Annotated in this window: 17 protein-coding genes; 11 read left to right on the top strand and 6 right to left on the bottom strand. The window is 69.4% G+C overall.

Going from position 1 to position 16,549, the window contains the following annotated elements; genetic code table 11:
- Positions 1-78: 78 nt before the first annotated feature.
- Positions 79-1,542, bottom strand: coding sequence for a neutral zinc metallopeptidase (locus tag AB8M46_RS02745; RefSeq protein ID WP_037342550.1), 1,464 nt, complete (start codon positions 1,540-1,542; stop codon positions 79-81).
- 144 nt (positions 1,543-1,686) lie between these two features.
- On the opposite strand from AB8M46_RS02745, the gene glgP reads away from it, so the two are divergent.
- Together glgP and AB8M46_RS02735 are read left to right on the top strand one after the other, a co-directional pair.
- A complete protein-coding gene (glgP, locus tag AB8M46_RS02740; RefSeq protein WP_394359461.1) occupies positions 1,687-4,227 on the top strand; it encodes an alpha-glucan family phosphorylase in 2,541 nt (846 codons plus the stop codon).
- 104 nt (positions 4,228-4,331) lie between these two features.
- Positions 4,332-5,156: a hypothetical protein gene (locus tag AB8M46_RS02735; RefSeq protein ID WP_037341782.1), complete on the top strand. Its 825-nt coding sequence runs from the start codon at positions 4,332-4,334 to the stop codon at positions 5,154-5,156.
- Here AB8M46_RS02735 and AB8M46_RS02730 read toward each other — a convergent pair.
- Together AB8M46_RS02730 and AB8M46_RS02725 are read right to left on the bottom strand one after the other, a co-directional pair.
- A complete protein-coding gene (locus tag AB8M46_RS02730) occupies positions 5,153-5,548 on the bottom strand; it encodes a rhodanese-like domain-containing protein (RefSeq protein ID WP_350594070.1) in 396 nt (131 codons plus the stop codon). The genes AB8M46_RS02735 and AB8M46_RS02730 overlap by 4 nt on opposite strands.
- A complete protein-coding gene (locus tag AB8M46_RS02725) occupies positions 5,545-6,093 on the bottom strand; it encodes a cysteine dioxygenase family protein (RefSeq protein WP_037341786.1) in 549 nt (182 codons plus the stop codon). Before AB8M46_RS02725 ends, AB8M46_RS02730 begins: the two co-directional genes overlap by 4 nt.
- Before the next feature lie 323 nt (positions 6,094-6,416).
- On the opposite strand from AB8M46_RS02725, the gene AB8M46_RS02720 reads away from it, so the two are divergent.
- Genes AB8M46_RS02720 through AB8M46_RS02695 form a run of 6 tightly spaced genes read left to right on the top strand, consistent with a single transcriptional unit; the run spans position 6,417 to position 11,390 of the window.
- The gene (locus AB8M46_RS02720; protein WP_037341789.1) at positions 6,417-7,229 is read left to right on the top strand and encodes an ABC transporter ATP-binding protein; all 813 of its coding nucleotides are present in this window, start codon (positions 6,417-6,419) and stop codon (positions 7,227-7,229) included.
- Positions 7,230-7,284: 55 nt separating this feature from the next.
- Positions 7,285-8,064, top strand: coding sequence for an enoyl-CoA hydratase/isomerase family protein (locus AB8M46_RS02715; RefSeq protein WP_005167845.1), 780 nt, complete (start codon positions 7,285-7,287; stop codon positions 8,062-8,064).
- A gap of 4 nt (positions 8,065-8,068) precedes the next feature.
- Positions 8,069-9,031 carry a class I SAM-dependent methyltransferase gene (locus tag AB8M46_RS02710; RefSeq protein WP_037341794.1) on the top strand — a complete coding sequence of 321 codons (963 nt, stop codon included), beginning with the start codon at positions 8,069-8,071 and terminating at the stop codon, positions 9,029-9,031.
- A 1-nt stretch (position 9,032) separates the two neighbouring features.
- Positions 9,033-10,202, top strand: coding sequence for a class I SAM-dependent methyltransferase (locus AB8M46_RS02705; RefSeq protein ID WP_394359460.1), 1,170 nt, complete (start codon positions 9,033-9,035; stop codon positions 10,200-10,202).
- Between the two features lie 11 nt (positions 10,203-10,213).
- Complete coding sequence (locus tag AB8M46_RS02700) at positions 10,214-10,978, top strand: HAD family acid phosphatase (RefSeq protein ID WP_038509251.1); 765 nt, start codon at positions 10,214-10,216, stop codon at positions 10,976-10,978.
- A 37-nt stretch (positions 10,979-11,015) separates the two neighbouring features.
- Positions 11,016-11,390, top strand: a complete 375-nt coding sequence (locus AB8M46_RS02695; protein WP_038509252.1) for a DUF427 domain-containing protein — start codon at positions 11,016-11,018, stop codon at positions 11,388-11,390.
- A gap of 3 nt (positions 11,391-11,393) precedes the next feature.
- Here AB8M46_RS02695 and AB8M46_RS02690 read toward each other — a convergent pair whose 3' ends face one another.
- Entirely contained in the window at positions 11,394-12,113 is a 720-nt protein-coding gene (locus AB8M46_RS02690; protein WP_394359459.1) for a hypothetical protein, read from the bottom strand.
- 67 nt (positions 12,114-12,180) lie between these two features.
- On the opposite strand from AB8M46_RS02690, the gene AB8M46_RS02685 reads away from it, so the two are divergent.
- The gene (locus AB8M46_RS02685) at positions 12,181-12,969 is read left to right on the top strand and encodes a helix-turn-helix domain-containing protein (RefSeq protein WP_394359458.1); all 789 of its coding nucleotides are present in this window, start codon (positions 12,181-12,183) and stop codon (positions 12,967-12,969) included.
- Between the two features lie 16 nt (positions 12,970-12,985).
- The gene (locus AB8M46_RS02680) at positions 12,986-13,411 is read left to right on the top strand and encodes an acyl-CoA thioesterase (protein ID WP_394359457.1); all 426 of its coding nucleotides are present in this window, start codon (positions 12,986-12,988) and stop codon (positions 13,409-13,411) included.
- On the opposite strand, the gene AB8M46_RS02675 is transcribed toward AB8M46_RS02680, so the two are convergent.
- Complete coding sequence (locus AB8M46_RS02675; RefSeq protein WP_394359456.1) at positions 13,382-13,924, bottom strand: GNAT family N-acetyltransferase; 543 nt, start codon at positions 13,922-13,924, stop codon at positions 13,382-13,384. The genes AB8M46_RS02680 and AB8M46_RS02675 overlap by 30 nt on opposite strands.
- 28 nt (positions 13,925-13,952) lie before the next feature.
- On the opposite strand from AB8M46_RS02675, the gene AB8M46_RS02670 reads away from it, so the two are divergent.
- A complete protein-coding gene (locus AB8M46_RS02670; RefSeq protein ID WP_394359455.1) occupies positions 13,953-14,834 on the top strand; it encodes an aminoglycoside phosphotransferase family protein in 882 nt (293 codons plus the stop codon).
- A gap of 241 nt (positions 14,835-15,075) precedes the next feature.
- Here the strand turns inward: AB8M46_RS02670 and AB8M46_RS02665 are convergent, their stop codons facing one another.
- Complete coding sequence (locus tag AB8M46_RS02665) at positions 15,076-16,332, bottom strand: DUF222 domain-containing protein (protein ID WP_394359454.1); 1,257 nt, start codon at positions 16,330-16,332, stop codon at positions 15,076-15,078.
- Positions 16,333-16,549 lie beyond the last annotated feature (217 nt).

Raw genomic sequence — 16,549 nt, 5'->3', positions numbered from 1 at the left:
GTCCTTTCCTTGCAAATTTTGCAAGGAAAGGACCTTTCATGGCACTTCAGGGAGCGATGACCGGACCGTTCAGCCCGATCAGCCGTACTGCGTCGAGCACACCGACGAGCTCTCCAGGTAACCCTTCCGCAGCGCCTCGAGCCGCTCGAAACCGTTGTCCACCCGCTTGCCGTTGACGTCGGCCGAGACCAGGCTCTCCGGGCTCAGCAGGTCCGAGATGGCCTCGTCGAGGTCACCGGCCGAAAGCCGCAGTGTCGCGCCGGGCACGGTGCTGGCCTTCGCCCACGCGCCGACCAGGCAGGCGGTGCGCAGTCCCGCGTTCGCGTTGTCGATCGACGCGCCGACACCCTTCTGGATGCCCATCGCGTACCGGGACGCGATCTCCGAGAACGCGGCGAAGTCGCCCTTGCCCTCGCTGTGCCCGCTTTCCCATTCCGCCTGCTGGTCGACCGGCTGGGCGAGCTCGCGCAGCTTGGCCATGTCGATGCTGACGGTGTTGTTCGACGGGCAGTACGACGCGGGCGGGGTGCTGGGGCCGCCGGGGCAGCTGCCGTTGCCGTCCTCGGTGATCTCCGGGCCCGGCACGCCCGCGCCCTTGAAGGCCTCGTCGAGGCTCTTCTTCAGGATCCCGATGATCTCGGCGTCGAGTTTCTCGTCGCCCTTGCCCTTGTCACCCTTGTCGAACGGGCGCTCGGTGATCCGCGCCTTGATGTTCTCCTCGTTCATCGCGGCGCATTCCTTCGGACCCTTCTCGAACCCGACCTGGAACGCGTACGTGCGGTCGAACGCCGTGCCGTGCGCGCCCTGTTTGGTCGCGCTGGTGCCCGCCTGGTCGCGGATCAGGAACAGCGACGCCATGACCTGGTTGAGGCCTTCGGACGTGGAGACCCGGTAGTACTTGCTCTTGTCCTCGGCGACCCAGCGGAAGTAGCCGCCGGCGAAGCAGTCGGCCTGCTGTTCCTTGACGATCGACGGGGTGTTCTTCTTGATGCCCGCCTTCTCGGCGAGCCGGTACTGCACGGCGTGCCCGAGTTCGTGCGACAGCACGACGGCGCCCGCCATCTTCCCGAACCGCTCGCGCAGCATCGGCAGCAGCACGCCGCGGTCCCACGCCACCAGGTCACCCGGCGGGCAGTAGAACGCGTTGACGAGCTTCTTGACGCTCCCGCATTCGGTCTCTTCGTCGTCGGTCTTCGCGCTGTAGGACAGCAGCGACTTCAGCGGCTCGTACGGCTGCCCGAAATCGCGCGGCATGACCTCGGTCCAGTAGGCCTGCGAGTCGGCGATCGCGGCGATGGCCAGCTGGTCGTCTTCGGAGCCGTCCTCGTTGCGGACCTGCAGGTCCGGCTTCGGCGCGTTCGGCTTGAGCCCGCTCTCGAAATGCGTGATCGGCAGGCCGGCGACGTCACCGGCGCCCGGCTGGCTGCCTTGCTGACCGGTCGAGCTTCCCTTGTCGCTGCAAGCGCTCAGCCCGAGGGCCAGCACCGTCACGACCGCGATCAGAGCCGGGCGTTTGAAGCCCCGCGCTCCCCCTTGGATCATGTTCACTCGCTTGTCGTCAGGGCCCCGACCGGGCCGCGTACTCCGGCAAGCACGGACCCTACCCAGCGCTTATGGCCCGCGTGCAGGTAATCCCCGAAGTGGGTCTTGAGCGGGGCGGGGGCCCTGCCGATATGGTCGCTCCTCATGAGAGCAGTCCGCCGGTTCACCGTCCGCGCGAGCCTGCCGGAGTCGCTTTCCGGCCTCGGTGACCTCGCCACGAATCTGCGCTGGACCTGGCATCCACCCACCCGCGACCTGTTCGCGTCGATGGACGCGGAGCTGTTCAACCGCGTTCGCGATCCGCTGCGGATGCTCACCGCCCTGCCGCCCGCCCGGCTCGACGAACTCGCCGTGGACGACGCGTTCCTCGCCCACGCGCGCGAGGCGGTCGCGGATCTGGACCGGTATCTCGCCGAGCCGCGCTGGTATCAGAAGCAGGACGATCCCGATCTCCCGCCGGCCGTCGCGTACTTCTCGATGGAGTTCGGCGTCACCGAGGCGCTGCCGAACTACTCCGGCGGCCTCGGCGTGCTCGCCGGGGACCACCTCAAGGCGGCGTCGGACCTCGGCGTGCCGATGGTCGGCGTCGGGCTGCTCTACCGCGCCGGGTACTTCCGGCAGGCGCTGTCCCTCGACGGCTGGCAGGTCGAGCACTACCCGGTGATCGACCCCAACGCCTTCCCGCTGGAACTGCTGACCGACGGCGGCGAACCGGTGCTGGTCGACGTCGCGATGCCCGCCGGGCGCACGCTGCACGCGCAGATCTGGAAGGCCCGCGTCGGCCGGATCCCGCTGCTGCTGCTCGACACCGACACCGAGGCGAACGACGAAGACCTGCGCGCGGTCACCGACCGGCTGTACGGCGGCGACGCCGACCACCGCATCCGGCAGGAGATCCTGTCCGGGATCGGCGGCTTCCGCGCGGTGCGGCGCTACTGCGAGCTGACCGGGCATCCGCAGCCGAAGGTGTTCCACACCAACGAAGGCCACGCCGGATTCCTCGGGCTGGAGCGGGCCCGCGAGATCATCCAGGCCGACGGCCTCGCGTTCGACGAGGCGCTGCCCGCCGTCCGTGCCGGCACCGTGTTCACCACGCATACGCCGGTCAGCGCCGGGATCGACCGGTTCCCCGTCGACCTGGTCCAGCGGTACTTCACCGACGGCAGGCTGGTCCCGGACGTCGACCCGCGCCGCGTGCTCGCCCTCGGCGCGGAGGACAACCCCGGCCTGTTCAACATGGCGCATATGGGCTTGCGGCTGGCCCAGCGCGCGAACGGCGTCTCGGCCCTGCACGGCCGCGTCTCGCGGCGGATGTTCTCCCGGCTGTGGCCCGGGTTCGACTTCGACGAGGTGCCCGTCTCGTCGGTCACCAACGGCGTCCACGGGCCGACCTGGGTGGCCCGCGAGCTGAGCGCGCTGCTCGGGCGCGACCACGAGGAGCTGGGCCTCGACGGGGCACCGGGCAAGCCGTTGCGGGACGGCGTCACCGACGAGCAGCTGTGGGCGCTCCGGCGGGAGCTGCGCGAGAAGCTGGTCGCGGAGGTGCGTCGCCGGGTGCGGGCCGCGTGGATGCAGCGTGGGGCGTCCGCGCTCGAACTCGGGTGGACCGACACGGTCTTCGACCCGGACGTGCTGACCGTCGGTTTCGCGCGGCGCGTGCCGACGTACAAACGGCTCACGCTGATGCTGCGCGACCCGGATCGCCTGCGCGCGCTGCTGCTGGACAAGCGGCGCCCGATCCAGCTCGTCGTCGCGGGCAAATCGCATCCGGCCGACGAGGGCGGCAAGCAGCTGATCCAGCAGATCGTCCGGTTCGTCGACGATCCCGAGGTCCGGCGCCGCATCGTCTTCCTGCCGGACTACGACATGTCCATGGCGCGTTACCTCTACCGCGGCTGCGACGTCTGGCTGAACACGCCGGTGCGGCAGCTGGAGGCGTGCGGCACGTCGGGGATGAAATCCGCGCTCAACGGCGGTCTCAACCTGTCCATCCGCGACGGCTGGTGGGACGAGTGCTACGACGGCAGCAATGGCTGGGCGATCCCGACCGCGGACGGCGTCACCGACCCGCTGCGCCGCGACGAACTGGAGGCCGCGGCGCTCTACGACCTGCTGGGCCACCAGATCGCGCCGCTGTTCTACGACCGCGGTGCCGACGGCGTGCCCGGCGGCTGGCTGTCGATGGTGTGGCACACGCTGGAGACCCTCGGACCGCGTGTGCAGGCTTCGCGGATGGTGCGGGAGTACGTCGAATCGGGTTACCTGCCCGCCTCTCGGATGGTCGCCGAAGCCACGGGTGACGGCTACCGCGGCGCGTTGTCGCTGGCCGACTACCGGACGAAACTGGACGTTTCCTGGCCACGGGTGCGGATCTTCGACACCGAACTGCTCGTCGAGGATTCCGCGCCGATGGTCACCGGCACCGAGGTGACCATCCGGGCGCGGATCGACCTCGCCGGCCTGGAACCGTCCGAAGTGGACGTCCAGGCCGTCGTCGGGAAGGTGGGCGACGGGGACGAATTGAGCGACCCCGTCGCGGTCCCGATGTCGGGCGACGGTATCGGCGCGTTCTCGGCGCGGCTGAAACTGCCGCATCCGGGGTCGATCGGTTACACCGTCCGCGTGCTGCCGAAACACCGTCTGCTGGCCACGCCCGCGGAACTGGCCCGAGTCGTCCACGCTTAGGCCGGTACCGAACAAAAGAAACCTCCGATTCTCGATTTCCGCCGAACAATGCGGAACGGCCCGGTGAAATAGACTTTGCCGGGCCGATCGCGAATCGCGGAGGAATGGTGGCTTCGGCGAAGGAAACGAAAACATCGCGCAGGGCCAAGGACCGGCTGCACCATGTCCACGCCCGCGCCGGTATCCGGCAGGACGGCCTGCGCCGTGCGCTGGGGCCGGAACTGCGGGAAATCTGGGGGATCGCCGAGGACGCCGAGCCGGGCCGGGTGCGCGAAATCGTCCTGCTGCGGCTGAACCGCGTTCTCGAGCGGTTCGCCGACCCGCTCATGCCCGAGATCGTCTGGACCGCGTACAACCTCGGCGTGGACCCGGTGAACGGCGGGGCGGGCATGGTCGGCCGGATCCGGACGATGGTCGGCCGCGGCCGGGTCGCCGTCTCCGAGCGGACCTGCACCAGGCGGTTCTACGACTTCCTGGGGAGCGTCAAGAACAGCCTGGACGGCTTCCAGGAGGACCTCACCGGTGAGGATTTCAGGCTCGCTTCGCGATGGATAGCCGAGAACGTCCGTCCCGAGCGGGAGCGAAATCCCAGCGAGCCCGTGCCGTCGGTGATGCGGATGTTCCTCGACGGCACGGTATGCGGCCCGGCGGACGAGGCTGGCGCGCCGATCCCGGCCCGCCTCGGCGCGCACGGCGAGTGGCTCTGCGTCTTCACCGACGAACGGCTGCTGGCCGAGTACCGCGCGGTCACCGGAGCGGGCTGGGCCCGGATCCGGCACCGGACCGGCCGCGAGGTCGTGCTCGCCGCCGCCGGTCGCGACGCGGCGACGGGAGTGCTGGTCAACCCCAGGCCGACGCGCGGCGCCGGGATCCACGCCGCGCTCCCGCTCTCCCCGGACTCGATCGCGCGGCTCGCGGTCCGCCGCTAGGGAACGGCGGGCGTACCGCCTTCCCGGATCGGCAGGCCGGCCGAACGCCAGGCGCGGAACCCGCCTTCGAGATCGGTCGCGCCCGGCAGGCCGAGCCGCTGCAGATCCGCGGCGGCGAGACTCGACGAGTACCCCTCGTTGCACACGACGATCACCGTCGAATCCGGGTTCACCTGCGGCAGCCGCCATTCGCTGTCCGGCGCGAGCCGCCATTCGAGGTGGATCCGCTCGACGACCACCGAGTCCGGGATCTCACCCTCTTCGAGCCGGTTGACGTGCGGGCGGATGTCCACGATCAGGGCACCGTCGCGCTGCAGCCGCAGCGCCTGCTCGGGCGCCGCCCGGTCCAGTCCGGCCCGGGCGGTGGCCAGCAGTGTGTCGATGGCGCTCATCGGCCCAGTATCGGGGCCAGCGAGGGGATCTCGGCGGGGACGTCGGCGAGCGTGGCGTATTCGCGGGTCGCGACCAGCGGCGGCGAGTAGGCGTGGACGCTGGCGGCGGGCTCGGTGCCGATACCGGTCACCTGGTGCGCGCGGCCCGCGCCGAAGCCGATGCCCTCGCCCGCGACGTGCGTGCGGCGCCGGACCGGGCCGCCGGGGTAGCGGTACTCCTCGCCGAGTTCGCCCTGCAGCACGGTGAACGAGCCGGACGCGCCGCCGTGGTCGTGCGGTTTGGTCTGCTGGCCGGGCAGCCAGGACAGCAACCACAGTTCGACGCCGTCGGTCAGCGCGAGACGCGCCCACCAGCGGTGGTCGGCGTCGAAGCGCAGCAGGCCGCGCAGGCCCGAGGTCAGTTCGGTGGCGACGGTGGAGGTCAGGTCGGCCAGTTCCCGCGGTGTCCACAGCAGACGGTCGGGGTGCAGCAGTTCCGGCAGCAGCGGGTCGACCAGCTGCGGATGGATCTCGAAGTCCTGGCGCGGGGTGATGGACGTGGTCACGGTGACGCTCCTCGTGAGGGTTCGCGGGCTCGGAAAGCGGGGCCGAACGCGGCGCGACACGGGGTGCCGTCGGAAGAGCGGGGACTCAGCCGTGTCGCGCGGTGGTACACCCGCACGAGGCGACGAGGAGCAGGTCGATGGCCCGGCGGCGCCAGAACGAGCCCCCGATGACGGGGAAGGCGGCGGACACGGACCTGATCACGCGCTCGATGCTGCCACAGCGGCCGCGTCCGGGGCGCGTCGTCCCACTCCCTGGACCAGCCGCTTTCCCCCGACCGGCGGCCCGGTGCACACACGCGCGCGAGTGCGGACACAATGGGCGCGTGAGCGAGCCGATCCAGCCCAGCGAACTTGACGACCTCGTGGTGAGGATGACCGGTGTCGGGGTCCGCCGAACAGGCAACGACCTCCTCGCCGACCTCGATTGGACCGTGGAACTGGACGAGCGCTGGGTGGTGCTCGGCCCGAACGGCGCGGGCAAGACCACCCTGCTCCGGCTGGCCGCGGCCGAACTCCACCCGACCTCGGGAACGGTCGACCTGCTCGGCGACCGGATCGGCAAGGTCAACATCTTCGAGCTGCGCCCGCGGATCGGGTTCACCTCGGCCGCGATCGCCCAGCGTGTGCCGGGTGAGGAGCGCGTCGTCGACGTCGTGGTGAGCGCCGGGTACGCCGTCGTCGGCCGCTGGCGTGAGGAATACGACAGCCTCGACACCGACCGCGCACTCGAGCTCCTGGGCGCGCTCGGCATCGCGCACCTGGCCGAGCGCACCTTCGGCACGCTGTCGGAGGGCGAGCGCAAGCGGACCCTGATCGCGCGTTCGCTGATGACCGATCCGGAGATGCTGCTGCTCGACGAGCCCGCCGCGGGGCTCGACCTCGGCGGCCGCGAGGACCTCGTCGCCCGGCTTTCGGAGCTGGCCCTCGACCCGGAGGCGCCCGCCATGGTGCTCGTCACCCATCACGTGGAAGAAATCCCGCCGGGGTTCACCCACGCGTTGCTGCTGCGCGACGGCCGCGCGGTCGCGTCCGGACTCGTGGACGACGTCGTGACCAGCGACAACCTGTCCAAGACGTTCGATCAGGACCTGCTGCTCGAACGGTCCGGTGATCGCTTCTTCGCCCGTCGCCGCTGACGGGTCGTACTGACCGGTAGCCTGCAATCTGTCTTGGACGGTTAAGGAGGACGGCGTGGGAGAGTTCGTAAGTCTCGAGGTCGAAGGCGGGGTCGGCACGATCCGGCTGGACCGCCCGCCGGTCAACGCGCTGAACAACCAGGTGCAGGCCGAGCTGGCCGAGGCGGCCCGTGAGGCTTCCGAGCGCGACGACGTGCGCGCCGTGATCCTCTACGGCGGTGAGAAGACCTTCGCGGGTGGCGCGGACATCAAGGAGATGGCCGAGCGCACGTACCCCGAGATCGCGAAGTTCGGCGCCGCGCTGACGGCGTCGCTGGCCACCATCGCGAACATCCCGAAGCCGGTCGTCGCGGCCATCACCGGCTACGCGCTGGGCGGCGGCCTCGAACTCGCGCTGACCGCCGACCGCCGGATCGCCGGCGACAACGTCAAGGTCGGGCAGCCCGAGATCCAGCTCGGCGTCATCCCCGGCGCCGGCGGCACACAGCGCCTCGCGCGGCTCATCGGCCCGAGCAAGACCAAGGACCTCGTGTTCACCGGCCGGTTCGTGAAGGCCGAAGAGGCCCTCGCGCTGGGCATCCTCGACGAGGTCGTGGCGCCGGACGACGTCTACGCCGCCGCGCACAAGTGGGCCTCGCAGTTCGCGAACGGCCCGGCTGTCGCGCTTCGCGCCGCGAAGGCCGCCATCGACGGCGGTCTCGACACCGACCTCGCGAGCGGCCTCAAGCTCGAATCCCACCTCTTCGCCGCGCTCTGGGCGACCGAGGACCAGCGCAACGGCATGAAGTCGTTCATCGAAAACGGCCCCGGCAAGGCCACCTTCGAGGGGAAGTGACGCGATGACCCAGGTGAACGACCCGGCGCCGAATCCGCACGCCACCGCCGAAGAGGTCAAGGCCGCCTTCGACGACCCCAAGCTCGCCAACGTGCTCTACCACGACTGGGAAGCCGGGACCTACGACGAGAAGTGGTCCATCTCCTACGACGAGCGCTGCATCTCCTACGCGACGGACGTGTTCAACGCCGTCGCCGGTGAAGACGGCCAGCCGTACCCGACCGCGATGGAACTGGGCAGCGGCACCGGTTTCTTCCTGCTGAATCTGATGCAGGGCGGGGTGATCAAGAAGGGTTCGGTCACCGACCTCTCGCCGGGCATGGTGCAGGTCGCGCTGCGCAACGCCGAGAACCTCGGCCTCGACGTCGACGGCCGGGTCGCCGACGCGGAGCGGATCCCGTACGAGGACAACAGTTTCGACCTGGTCGTCGGGCACGCGGTGCTGCACCACATCCCGGACGTCCGCGCGGCGTTCGCCGAGGTGCTGCGGGTGCTGAAGCCGGGCGGCCGGTTCGTCTTCGCGGGCGAGCCGACGAAGGTCGGCGACTTCTACGCGCGCAAACTCGGCCAGATCACGTGGTACCTCACCACCAACCTGACCAAGATCCCGGTGCTGAACGGCTGGCGCCGTCCGCAGGAGGAACTCGACGAGTCCTCCCGCGCGGCCGCGCTGGAGGCCGTGGTCGACATCCACACCTTCGACCCGTCCGAACTCGAGTCGATGGCCCGCGGCGCGGGCGCGCAGGACGTCCGTGCGGTCACCGAGGAGTTCGCCGCGGCGCTGGCGGGCTGGCCGATCCGGACCTTCGAGGCCGCCGTGCCGCAGGAGAAGCTCACTCTGCGCTGGCGCCTGTTCGCGTACCGGCTGTGGCTGCGGCTGTCCGCATTGGACAAGAAGCTGCTCGCCAAGGTGCTGCCGCGCGAGCTGTTCTACAACGTGATGATCACCGGTACCAAGCGCTCGTAGGTTGCCGTACCACTTCACCCTCGATGACGTCGCCTTCCTGCGCTCCGGCGCGGGAAGCGCGGCGCTCGCCGAATGCTCGTCCTTGCCGCTGACCGACAAGACCCGCATCGCCGACGTCGCCGCCGTGCGCCGGATCGCCCCGGACCACGCGGCCGCGGTGCTGGAAACGGTGGTGCTGCGGCGGAAGTCGTCGGCCAAACTGGACTCCGCGGGTTCGTGGCTGTTCACCGGCGACGCCCTTCAGCAGGCCAGCGCCACACTGGTGGCCCGACACCGGGCTTCGCGGCTCGCCGGCCGCGACGTCCACGACGTGACGTGTTCGGTCGGCGCGGACCTGGTCGAGATCGCCCGTGTCGCTTCGAAGGCGCTGGGTTCGGATCTGGACGAGGTCCGGCTGGCGATGGCGCGGCACAATGCCGTCGAGGCCGGGGTTTCGCCCGCGTTGCTCCGGGCCGACGCGCTGCGGCCGGTCAGCCGGTCTTCGGTCGTCGTCGCCGACCCGGCTCGTCGTGACTCCGCCGGACGCCGGGCGTGGAAGCCCGCCGATTTCCTGCCACCGCTGGACGGTCTGGTCGAGGCGTATCCAGGCCGCGAACTCTCGGTGAAATGCGCGCCGGGTCTCGATTTCTCCATCGCGCCCTGGGCGGACGAGGTCGAATTGGTCTCTCTGGACGGTCAGGTCCGCGAGGCGTGCCTGTGGCGCGGCGTGGGTTCGACGGTGTCGCGCCGCGCGACGGTGTTGCGTTCGGACGGTGCACAGTGGACGGTCACCGACGCCGATCCCGACGAGATCCCCGTGCGCGAGCCGGGCGAATGGATCGTCGATCCCGACGGTGCCGTCGTCCGTGCCGGACTCGTGCGGCATTACGCCGCACGGCACGGTTTGTGGCAGCTCGACGAACGCATCGCGTACCTGACCGGCGACACTCCGCCGCCGGGAATCCGGGCGTTCCGGGTGTTCGAGCACGGACCGTACAGCGAGAAGAATCTTCGTGTACTGCTGAAAAAACATGATATCGGTCGATTGGAAATCCTCGTCCGAGGTCTCGACATAGACCCGGATGCCTTGCGGCGCAAGCTGAAACCTCGCGGAGGTGAAGAAGCTACTTTGGTTCTGACCAGAATCGGTCGTTCTGGAGTAGCGTTCCTTTGCCGCGCACAGCTGACGTGAGGAGCACTTCCATGAGCCGGTTCACCGGTCTGCTGAAACTGGCCGCCGCCGCGGCCGCCGGAGCCGTCCTCGCGGGCGGCGCCACCGCCGTCGCGAACACCGACGACGCCACCTGGCGGCGCGGTCACGAACCCGCGAACATCGGCCAGGTCAAACTCGACGTGAAGGCCTACTACGGCGATGTCGTCGGCAGCGACGGCAAGCACGGGTACTCCGAGGGCAGCCGGTTCGTCTCCGACACCAAGCGGCAGGTCGAGGACGCCAAGCGCTATCTCACGCGGCGGCTGGACCGCGGCGTGAAGAACCCCGCCGTCGTGTTCGACGTCGACGACACCGCCGAGGTCACCTACGGCTGGGAAGCGGACAACGACTTCGGCTTCGACCCGAAGAAGCAGCAGGAAGCGATCGACAAGGGCACGTTCGTCGCGAACAAGCCGGTGCTGGAGCTGGCGAACTGGGCCGCGCAGCGCGGCGTGAAGATCTACTTCCTGACCGGGCGCAACGAGTTCCAGGGCCCGCAGTCGCTCAAGAACCTCGCGAACGAGGGCTACCCGGCACCGGCGGGGGCGTTCTTCAAGCCGAAGACCACCGCGCCGGACTACCTGCCGTGCGGGCTGACCTGCACCACCGTCCAGTACAAGGCGGGCACGCGGAAGCACATCGCGTCGACCGGGGCGACCATCCTGGCCAACTTCGGCGACCAGTTCAGCGACCTCGAAGGCGGCTACGCCGAATTCCCGGTCAAGCTGCCGAATCCGATGTACTACCTGCCCTGACGGGAATATCCGCGCGTTCGGCGTCGCTGTGCCCCGTATGTCTGACAAAAAGGTGTTGAAGCCCAGCGCGGACCACCCGATCACGGTGGCGCCGAACGAGGCGCGAGTGGTCGTCACGATCGGCGGCAAGGTCGTGGCGGACAGCGCGAACGCGCTCACCCTGCGGGAGGCGAACTACCCGCCCGCGCAGTACATCCCGCGTGCCGACGTCGACTTCGACCTGCTGGAGCGGACGGACCACTCGACGTACTGCCCGTTCAAGGGCGACGCGTCGTACTACAGCATCCGCACCGGCGACGGCCTCGCCGAGAACGCCGTCTGGACCTACGAAGCGCCGCACGACGCGGTCGCCGAGATCAAGGACCACGTGGCGTTCTACCCGACGAAGGTCGACTCGATCGAAGAGCGCTGACCTTCACGGCAGCTGGTTGATCCGGTCCGCGTCGGCCGCGAGCGAGGTGTCGGACTCGATCCGCCAGGCCTCCAGGCCCGGCGCGTCCAGCAGCGCGTCGATCAGGGCCTCGTCACCCGCGACGAGGGTCGAATCGAAGTCGACCTCGGTGGCGACGCACCACGCGCGGTCGTCCGGCCAGAACAGGTTGGGCGACTGCGCCTCGAACCAGTTCGGCCGGGGCCGCCAGCCGAGTTCGGTCGCGGCCGTCAGCGGTCCGTGGAACAGCAGGTAATCCCGGCCGGGATGGCGCAGGCGAGGCGCGGCGAGGTGTTCGCGCGACAGCGTCGCCTCGTCGGCCCAGCCGTAGCCCTCCCAAAGGCAGAACCAGCCGTTCAGTGTGCTCGTGTGCCGGCCGAGCACGGCCAGCAGCGCGGTGAGGCTGTGTGACGGCAGCGAGCCGCGGTCCGGCGGGGAGCCCCGCCAGAGCGAGCCGGTGAGATTCACCGGATCCGGGGAGCCGACGAGCGCGTGCCACTGCATGGCGGCATGGGCCCGGCGTCCCGTCTCGGCCGCTGCCTCACGCCAGCTCGCCCAGCCGCCGCGATCACGCTCGGCGGGATGGCAGACACGCGCGTACGCGGCGTAGCCACGCGGAACCGTGCGGCCCGCCGCGCCGAACGCCCCACCGAGCCTGGGGGAGATCCACTCGGCGGGAGACGGGTCGAGCACCGGCAGCAGCACGACGGCAAGTCTTCAGCAAGATCAAGTGAAGCGCATCTTGTCGGTGGCCGGGGGCATACTGCCGGACGTGGGTGTTCCGCTGCGTCGACGGTCGGGTCGTTCGGTGTACCGCGAAAGCAGGCCGGTCGCGGCGGTGGCCGGCGTCGTCGAGAGCGTCTGGACGGGGTTGGTGGGCTGCCGTCGTCCGCTGAGGGTGTTCCCGGACGGCTGTGTCGATCTCGTGTGGGACGGGACGGTGCTGGCCGCGGTCACCACGGTGCGCGGGGTGCTGCGGCACGAGCTGCCTTCGGCGGTGTGGACCGCCGGGCTCCGCCTGCGGTGCGGCGTCGGTGGTGCGGTGCTGGGCCTGCCGATGACGGAGCTGCCCGCGGACGCCACCCCGTTGCGTGACCTGTGGGCCGCCCGGGCTCGTCGTGCGGAGTCCGAGTTGGCCGGATGCGGGACGCCCGGCGGGGCGCGGGCGGTGTTGGAGGCGTTGGTCGCCGAGAGGCTCCGGGACGTCGAGGTGGACGGGTTGTCGATCGCGGCCGCTCGCGCGTTGAGCGTGCCCGGCGCCCGCACCGATCGAGTGGCGGCTCGGCTGGGTGTGAGCGAGCGCGGTCTCCGGCGGCATGTCCGGCACGACGTCGGCGTCGGCCCCAAGGAGTTGCAGCGGGTGCTGCGCTTCCACGGGTTCCTGAAGCGGGTCGAGGCCGTGGCGCGCGACCACGCGTCGCTCGCCGACGTCGCCGCCGATGTGGGCTACGCGGATCAGTCCCATCTCGGGCGGGAATGCCGCCGTCTGTCGGGCGCTTCGCCCGGCGCGCTCGTGCGGTCCTGGACTGGCCGAAACGTTCCAGACCGAGGCGGCCCGTAGAGGCGAGGATCGGGAAGTGCTCGAACCTTTCCGCGTCACCATCGACATCCGTACGGACGATCTCGACCTCAACGGCCACGTCCGCGGCCCCGCCTACCTCGCGTACGCCGATCACGCCCGCTGGGAATGCGTGTGGGCGGCCGGGGTGGACCCGTTGGCTTTGAAGGCAGGGAACCTCGGCCCGGTCAACCTCGAAACGACGATCCGGTTCCGCCGCGAGCTTCGCGCCCGCGCGCGGATCGACGTGCTGACCCGGTTCGTCTGGGAGCCGGGCAAGGTGTCCCGGGTCGTCCAGGAGTTCGTGGCGCCGGACGGTGCCGTCGTGGCCGAGGTGGAAAGTGTCTCCGGACTGCTGGATCTCGAATCGCGGCGCTTGGTTCCGGATCCGGGACAGCATTGGCGGAAATACGCTTCACGGCCGGAGGTTCTCGGCTTGCGGTGACTGGGTCACCCGCTTTTCGTAGAGGCTGGTGGGCCATTTCGCTTCAGGTGGGTCCGCGACGTGCTCGAATCCCGCGCGCTCGTAGTACCCGCGCAAGGCGGGGTTGTCCCTCGTGGTCGCCACCCGGACGAAGGTCTTGTGGTGATCCGCGGCCTTCTCGCCGACCCAATCGACGATGCGGATCCCGAGCCCGGCCGCTTTCCGCGCCACCGCGAGGCGGCCCAGATAGTAGGCCGGTTCCGTGGTTTCGCCCCAGAGTTCGGGATCCGCCTCGGACACCGCACAGGTCGCGATCGGCCCGCCGGGTCCGACGATCAGCAGTGCCTCACTCGCCCGGATCTGATGCCGCACCGAATCCACGGGAAAGCGTTGCGGCCATTGGTGAAGCCCGCGCGCGGCCAGCCAGGCCGCGGCTTCGGTGAGGAGATCGAGGACGACGTCCTCCTCGCCCGTGCGGGCCGGGCGGATGGTGGCCTCCGGAGTGAGCGGCTCGGGACCGGCGAGGATCGGCATGTCTCGATGATGCCCCGGCGGTGGTTGGATGGCGGTCGTGGTCGACGAGAACCTCGTACGAAAGCTGATCGCGGCACAGTTCCCCGGGTGGGCCGGGCGGGCGATCGAACGCTGGCCCTCCGGTGGCACGGTCAACGCCATGTTCCGGCTGGGCGACGACCTGGTCGTGCGGTTGCCCCTGACCAAGAGCGGCGCGAAGGACGTCGCACTGGAACAGAAGTGGTTGCCCCGGATCGCACCGCGGCTGCCCACGCCGATCCCGGAGGTGCTCGGGGCAGGAGCGCCCGCCGACGGATACCCGTGGCCGTGGTCGGTTTACCGCTGGCTGCCGGGCGAAAACCCGCGCCCGGAAGTACTCCGCTCGCCCGTGCCGCTGGCCGAAGACCTGGCGGAATTCGTGCTGGCGATGCGCCGTGTCCCGCCGGTACCCACGCCTTCCCTCGCGCACCGCGGCGGACCGCTCGCGACGTTGGACGCGGAGACCCGGTCGGCGATCGAAAGCCTCCGCACGATTCCGGAAGAGAACGTCGACTGCGACGCCCTCCTTGCGCTTTGGGAGGAGGCTTTGCTGATCCCCGCGTGGGAGGAACCACCGGTGTGGCTGCACGCCGATCTGATGCCGGGCAATCTGCTGGTGGATGGTGGCCGCCTTTCCGCGGTGATCGACTTCGGCTGTATGGGTGTGGGCGATCCGGCCTGCGACCTGTTCCCGGCGTGGAACCTGTTGCCCGCCGACGCGAGAGACGTGTTCCGGGAGGCACTGGACGTGGACGACGCGACCTGGAGCCGCGGCCGCGCCCGGACGCTTTCGCAGGCGCTGATCGCACTGCCGTACTACCGCACGACCAACGAGGCCATGGCGGGGAACGCGCGGCACGTGATCCGGGCTGTGCTGGACGAGGTGGGGTGAACCACCGGCTTGCGGTGCGGTCACCCCGGCTCGCGGAGCTCGCTGCCGCCAGCGCGCCGGTCTGAGGTGGCTCAACATCGCGGCGGACCAGCAAGGCTTGGTATACGGGCGTTTACGGCCGAGGCCGTGGTTGCCCGGCTTCAGGTCGAGGGGTTGGCGTTGGATTAGGAGGGCCTGGACCCATCGGTGGGCAGGGGCGATCGCGGCCGGTTGTTCGGTCTCGGAAGCTTCACGGGGCGGCCTATGTCCTGAGGTGCATGGTGTTTCTCCTTGGTGTTCCGGTCGGGTCGAGGTAGGCGGGTGGGGTGAATTCGGGTAGTCCGTCTTGGGCGATCTGCACTTTCCATTCGCTGCGGTGGATCAGCCGGTGGTGTTTGGTGCAGAGCAGGACGAGGTTGTCGATTTTCGTTTCGCCGTGATGCCGCCAGAAAACAATGTGGTGGGCGGTGCAGCGCGGGACGGGCATGTCGCAGCCGGGGAAGGCGCAGCCTCCGTCGCGGAGGGTGAGTGCGTATTTCTGCGCCAACGACACAGTTCGTTTGGAGCGGCCGATGTCGAGGGGTTCGCCTGCGGTGCCGAGGACTCCGGGTCGGACGCGGGCGTCGCAGGCGAGGATGCGGGCGTCGGTGGCGCTGATCGGTCCGACGAGGTCGAGGTGGGCCTCGCCGACGTCCCGGATCAGGTCGTCATAGGACATGGTGATGAGGATGTGGGTGGCTTCCCCGGCCTGGCCGGGAAGATTCCGGCTGGTGGTTTTCAGTCTCACGTAGTCGGTGAAGGCGTCCCCGTAGCGTTCGTCCTGGCTGCGGGAGTCTCGGACTCCGTCGATGGCTTTGTGGGGTTTGGCCATCGGATCCAGGTCGGACTTCAGGCGGGCGTAGGTTTCCAGGTCCAGTCTCGCCTTGAGGCCGAGGGTGCCGTCGCGGTGCTTGACGAACCGTAGCTCCGGGCGGGTGTCTTTCGGGTCCTCGTTGCGGGGTTCTTTGCCGTCGGGGTCGAGTTCGTCCAGCAGGCGGCGTCCGGCGCGGGCGATTTGCCGTGGCCCCGCATGTCTGGCCAGTTCGACGAGGATCTTCTCCCCGGCCCGCACATCGTCCTCAGGAACACTGGACGGGATCCGGGCGAGAGTCTTGATGATCGCGTCGATCTGGCCACCACCGATCGCGCCCTCCGCAGCAGCCTCAGCCGTCAACGGCGCCAACGGTGGTTCGGGATCCCCGCCGATAGCGGGGCCGGGATGCAGGGCCAGGACCCGGTCGGCGCGGGCGGCGGCTTCCTTGTCCGACACCAAGAAGTCTTCGAGTATCAGCCCAGCCAGCGTCGAATGACCGCTGCAGCCCCGAATCCCGCGCGAGTTGATCTCGGCGAGGATCGCGTTCTGCTCGGCGTCCAGTTGGCGCTTAAGAACTTCGAGTTCCTGTTTACGTGCATGCAGCGTCGCCGTATCGACGCGCCACCACTCGGTGGACGTCTTCGGGGATGCATCGTCGCTGGACACAAGATCAATGCTACGCCGATTCGAACACCTGTGCTATCGCATGTTCAGACTATATCGAAAGATGTAGGGCGCCTAAAGGTAATGCGGAGGGCGTGGGTGGTTGCAATTAGTCGACTAAATGCGGCGGGGAGAGGGGCAAGGTAGGTGCGCGGCGTCTGGGACCCGTGCTAACGTCGTCGCTGAGCCCCGTATGGGCCTACGCATGGAGGTAGCGGCT

It is taken from the genome of Amycolatopsis sp. SB7-3 (assembly GCF_041021335.1).
In the GTDB taxonomy this organism is placed as follows: domain Bacteria; phylum Actinomycetota; class Actinomycetes; order Mycobacteriales; family Pseudonocardiaceae; genus Amycolatopsis; species Amycolatopsis japonica.
The sequence above is the reverse complement of the archived record's forward strand: the minus strand, read 5'-3'. Positions and strand labels throughout refer to the sequence as shown.

Bases quoted from the DNA above. Each gene is read 5' to 3' on its own strand.
- AB8M46_RS02745 (WP_037342550.1), bottom strand. From the start codon at position 1,542: ATGATCCAAGGGGGAGCGCGGGGCTTCAAACGCCCGGCTCTGATCGCG.
- glgP (WP_394359461.1), top strand. From the start codon at position 1,687: ATGAGAGCAGTCCGCCGGTTCACCGTCCGCGCGAGCCTGCCGGAGTCG.
- AB8M46_RS02735 (WP_037341782.1), top strand. From the start codon at position 4,332: ATGGTGGCTTCGGCGAAGGAAACGAAAACATCGCGCAGGGCCAAGGAC.
- AB8M46_RS02730 (WP_350594070.1), bottom strand. From the start codon at position 5,548: ATGAGCGCCATCGACACACTGCTGGCCACCGCCCGGGCCGGACTGGAC.
- AB8M46_RS02710 (WP_037341794.1), top strand. From the start codon at position 8,069: ATGACCCAGGTGAACGACCCGGCGCCGAATCCGCACGCCACCGCCGAA.
- AB8M46_RS02700 (WP_038509251.1), top strand. From the start codon at position 10,214: ATGAGCCGGTTCACCGGTCTGCTGAAACTGGCCGCCGCCGCGGCCGCC.
- AB8M46_RS02695 (WP_038509252.1), top strand. From the start codon at position 11,016: ATGTCTGACAAAAAGGTGTTGAAGCCCAGCGCGGACCACCCGATCACG.
- AB8M46_RS02675 (WP_394359456.1), bottom strand. From the start codon at position 13,924: ATGCCGATCCTCGCCGGTCCCGAGCCGCTCACTCCGGAGGCCACCATC.
- AB8M46_RS02670 (WP_394359455.1), top strand. From the start codon at position 13,953: ATGGCGGTCGTGGTCGACGAGAACCTCGTACGAAAGCTGATCGCGGCA.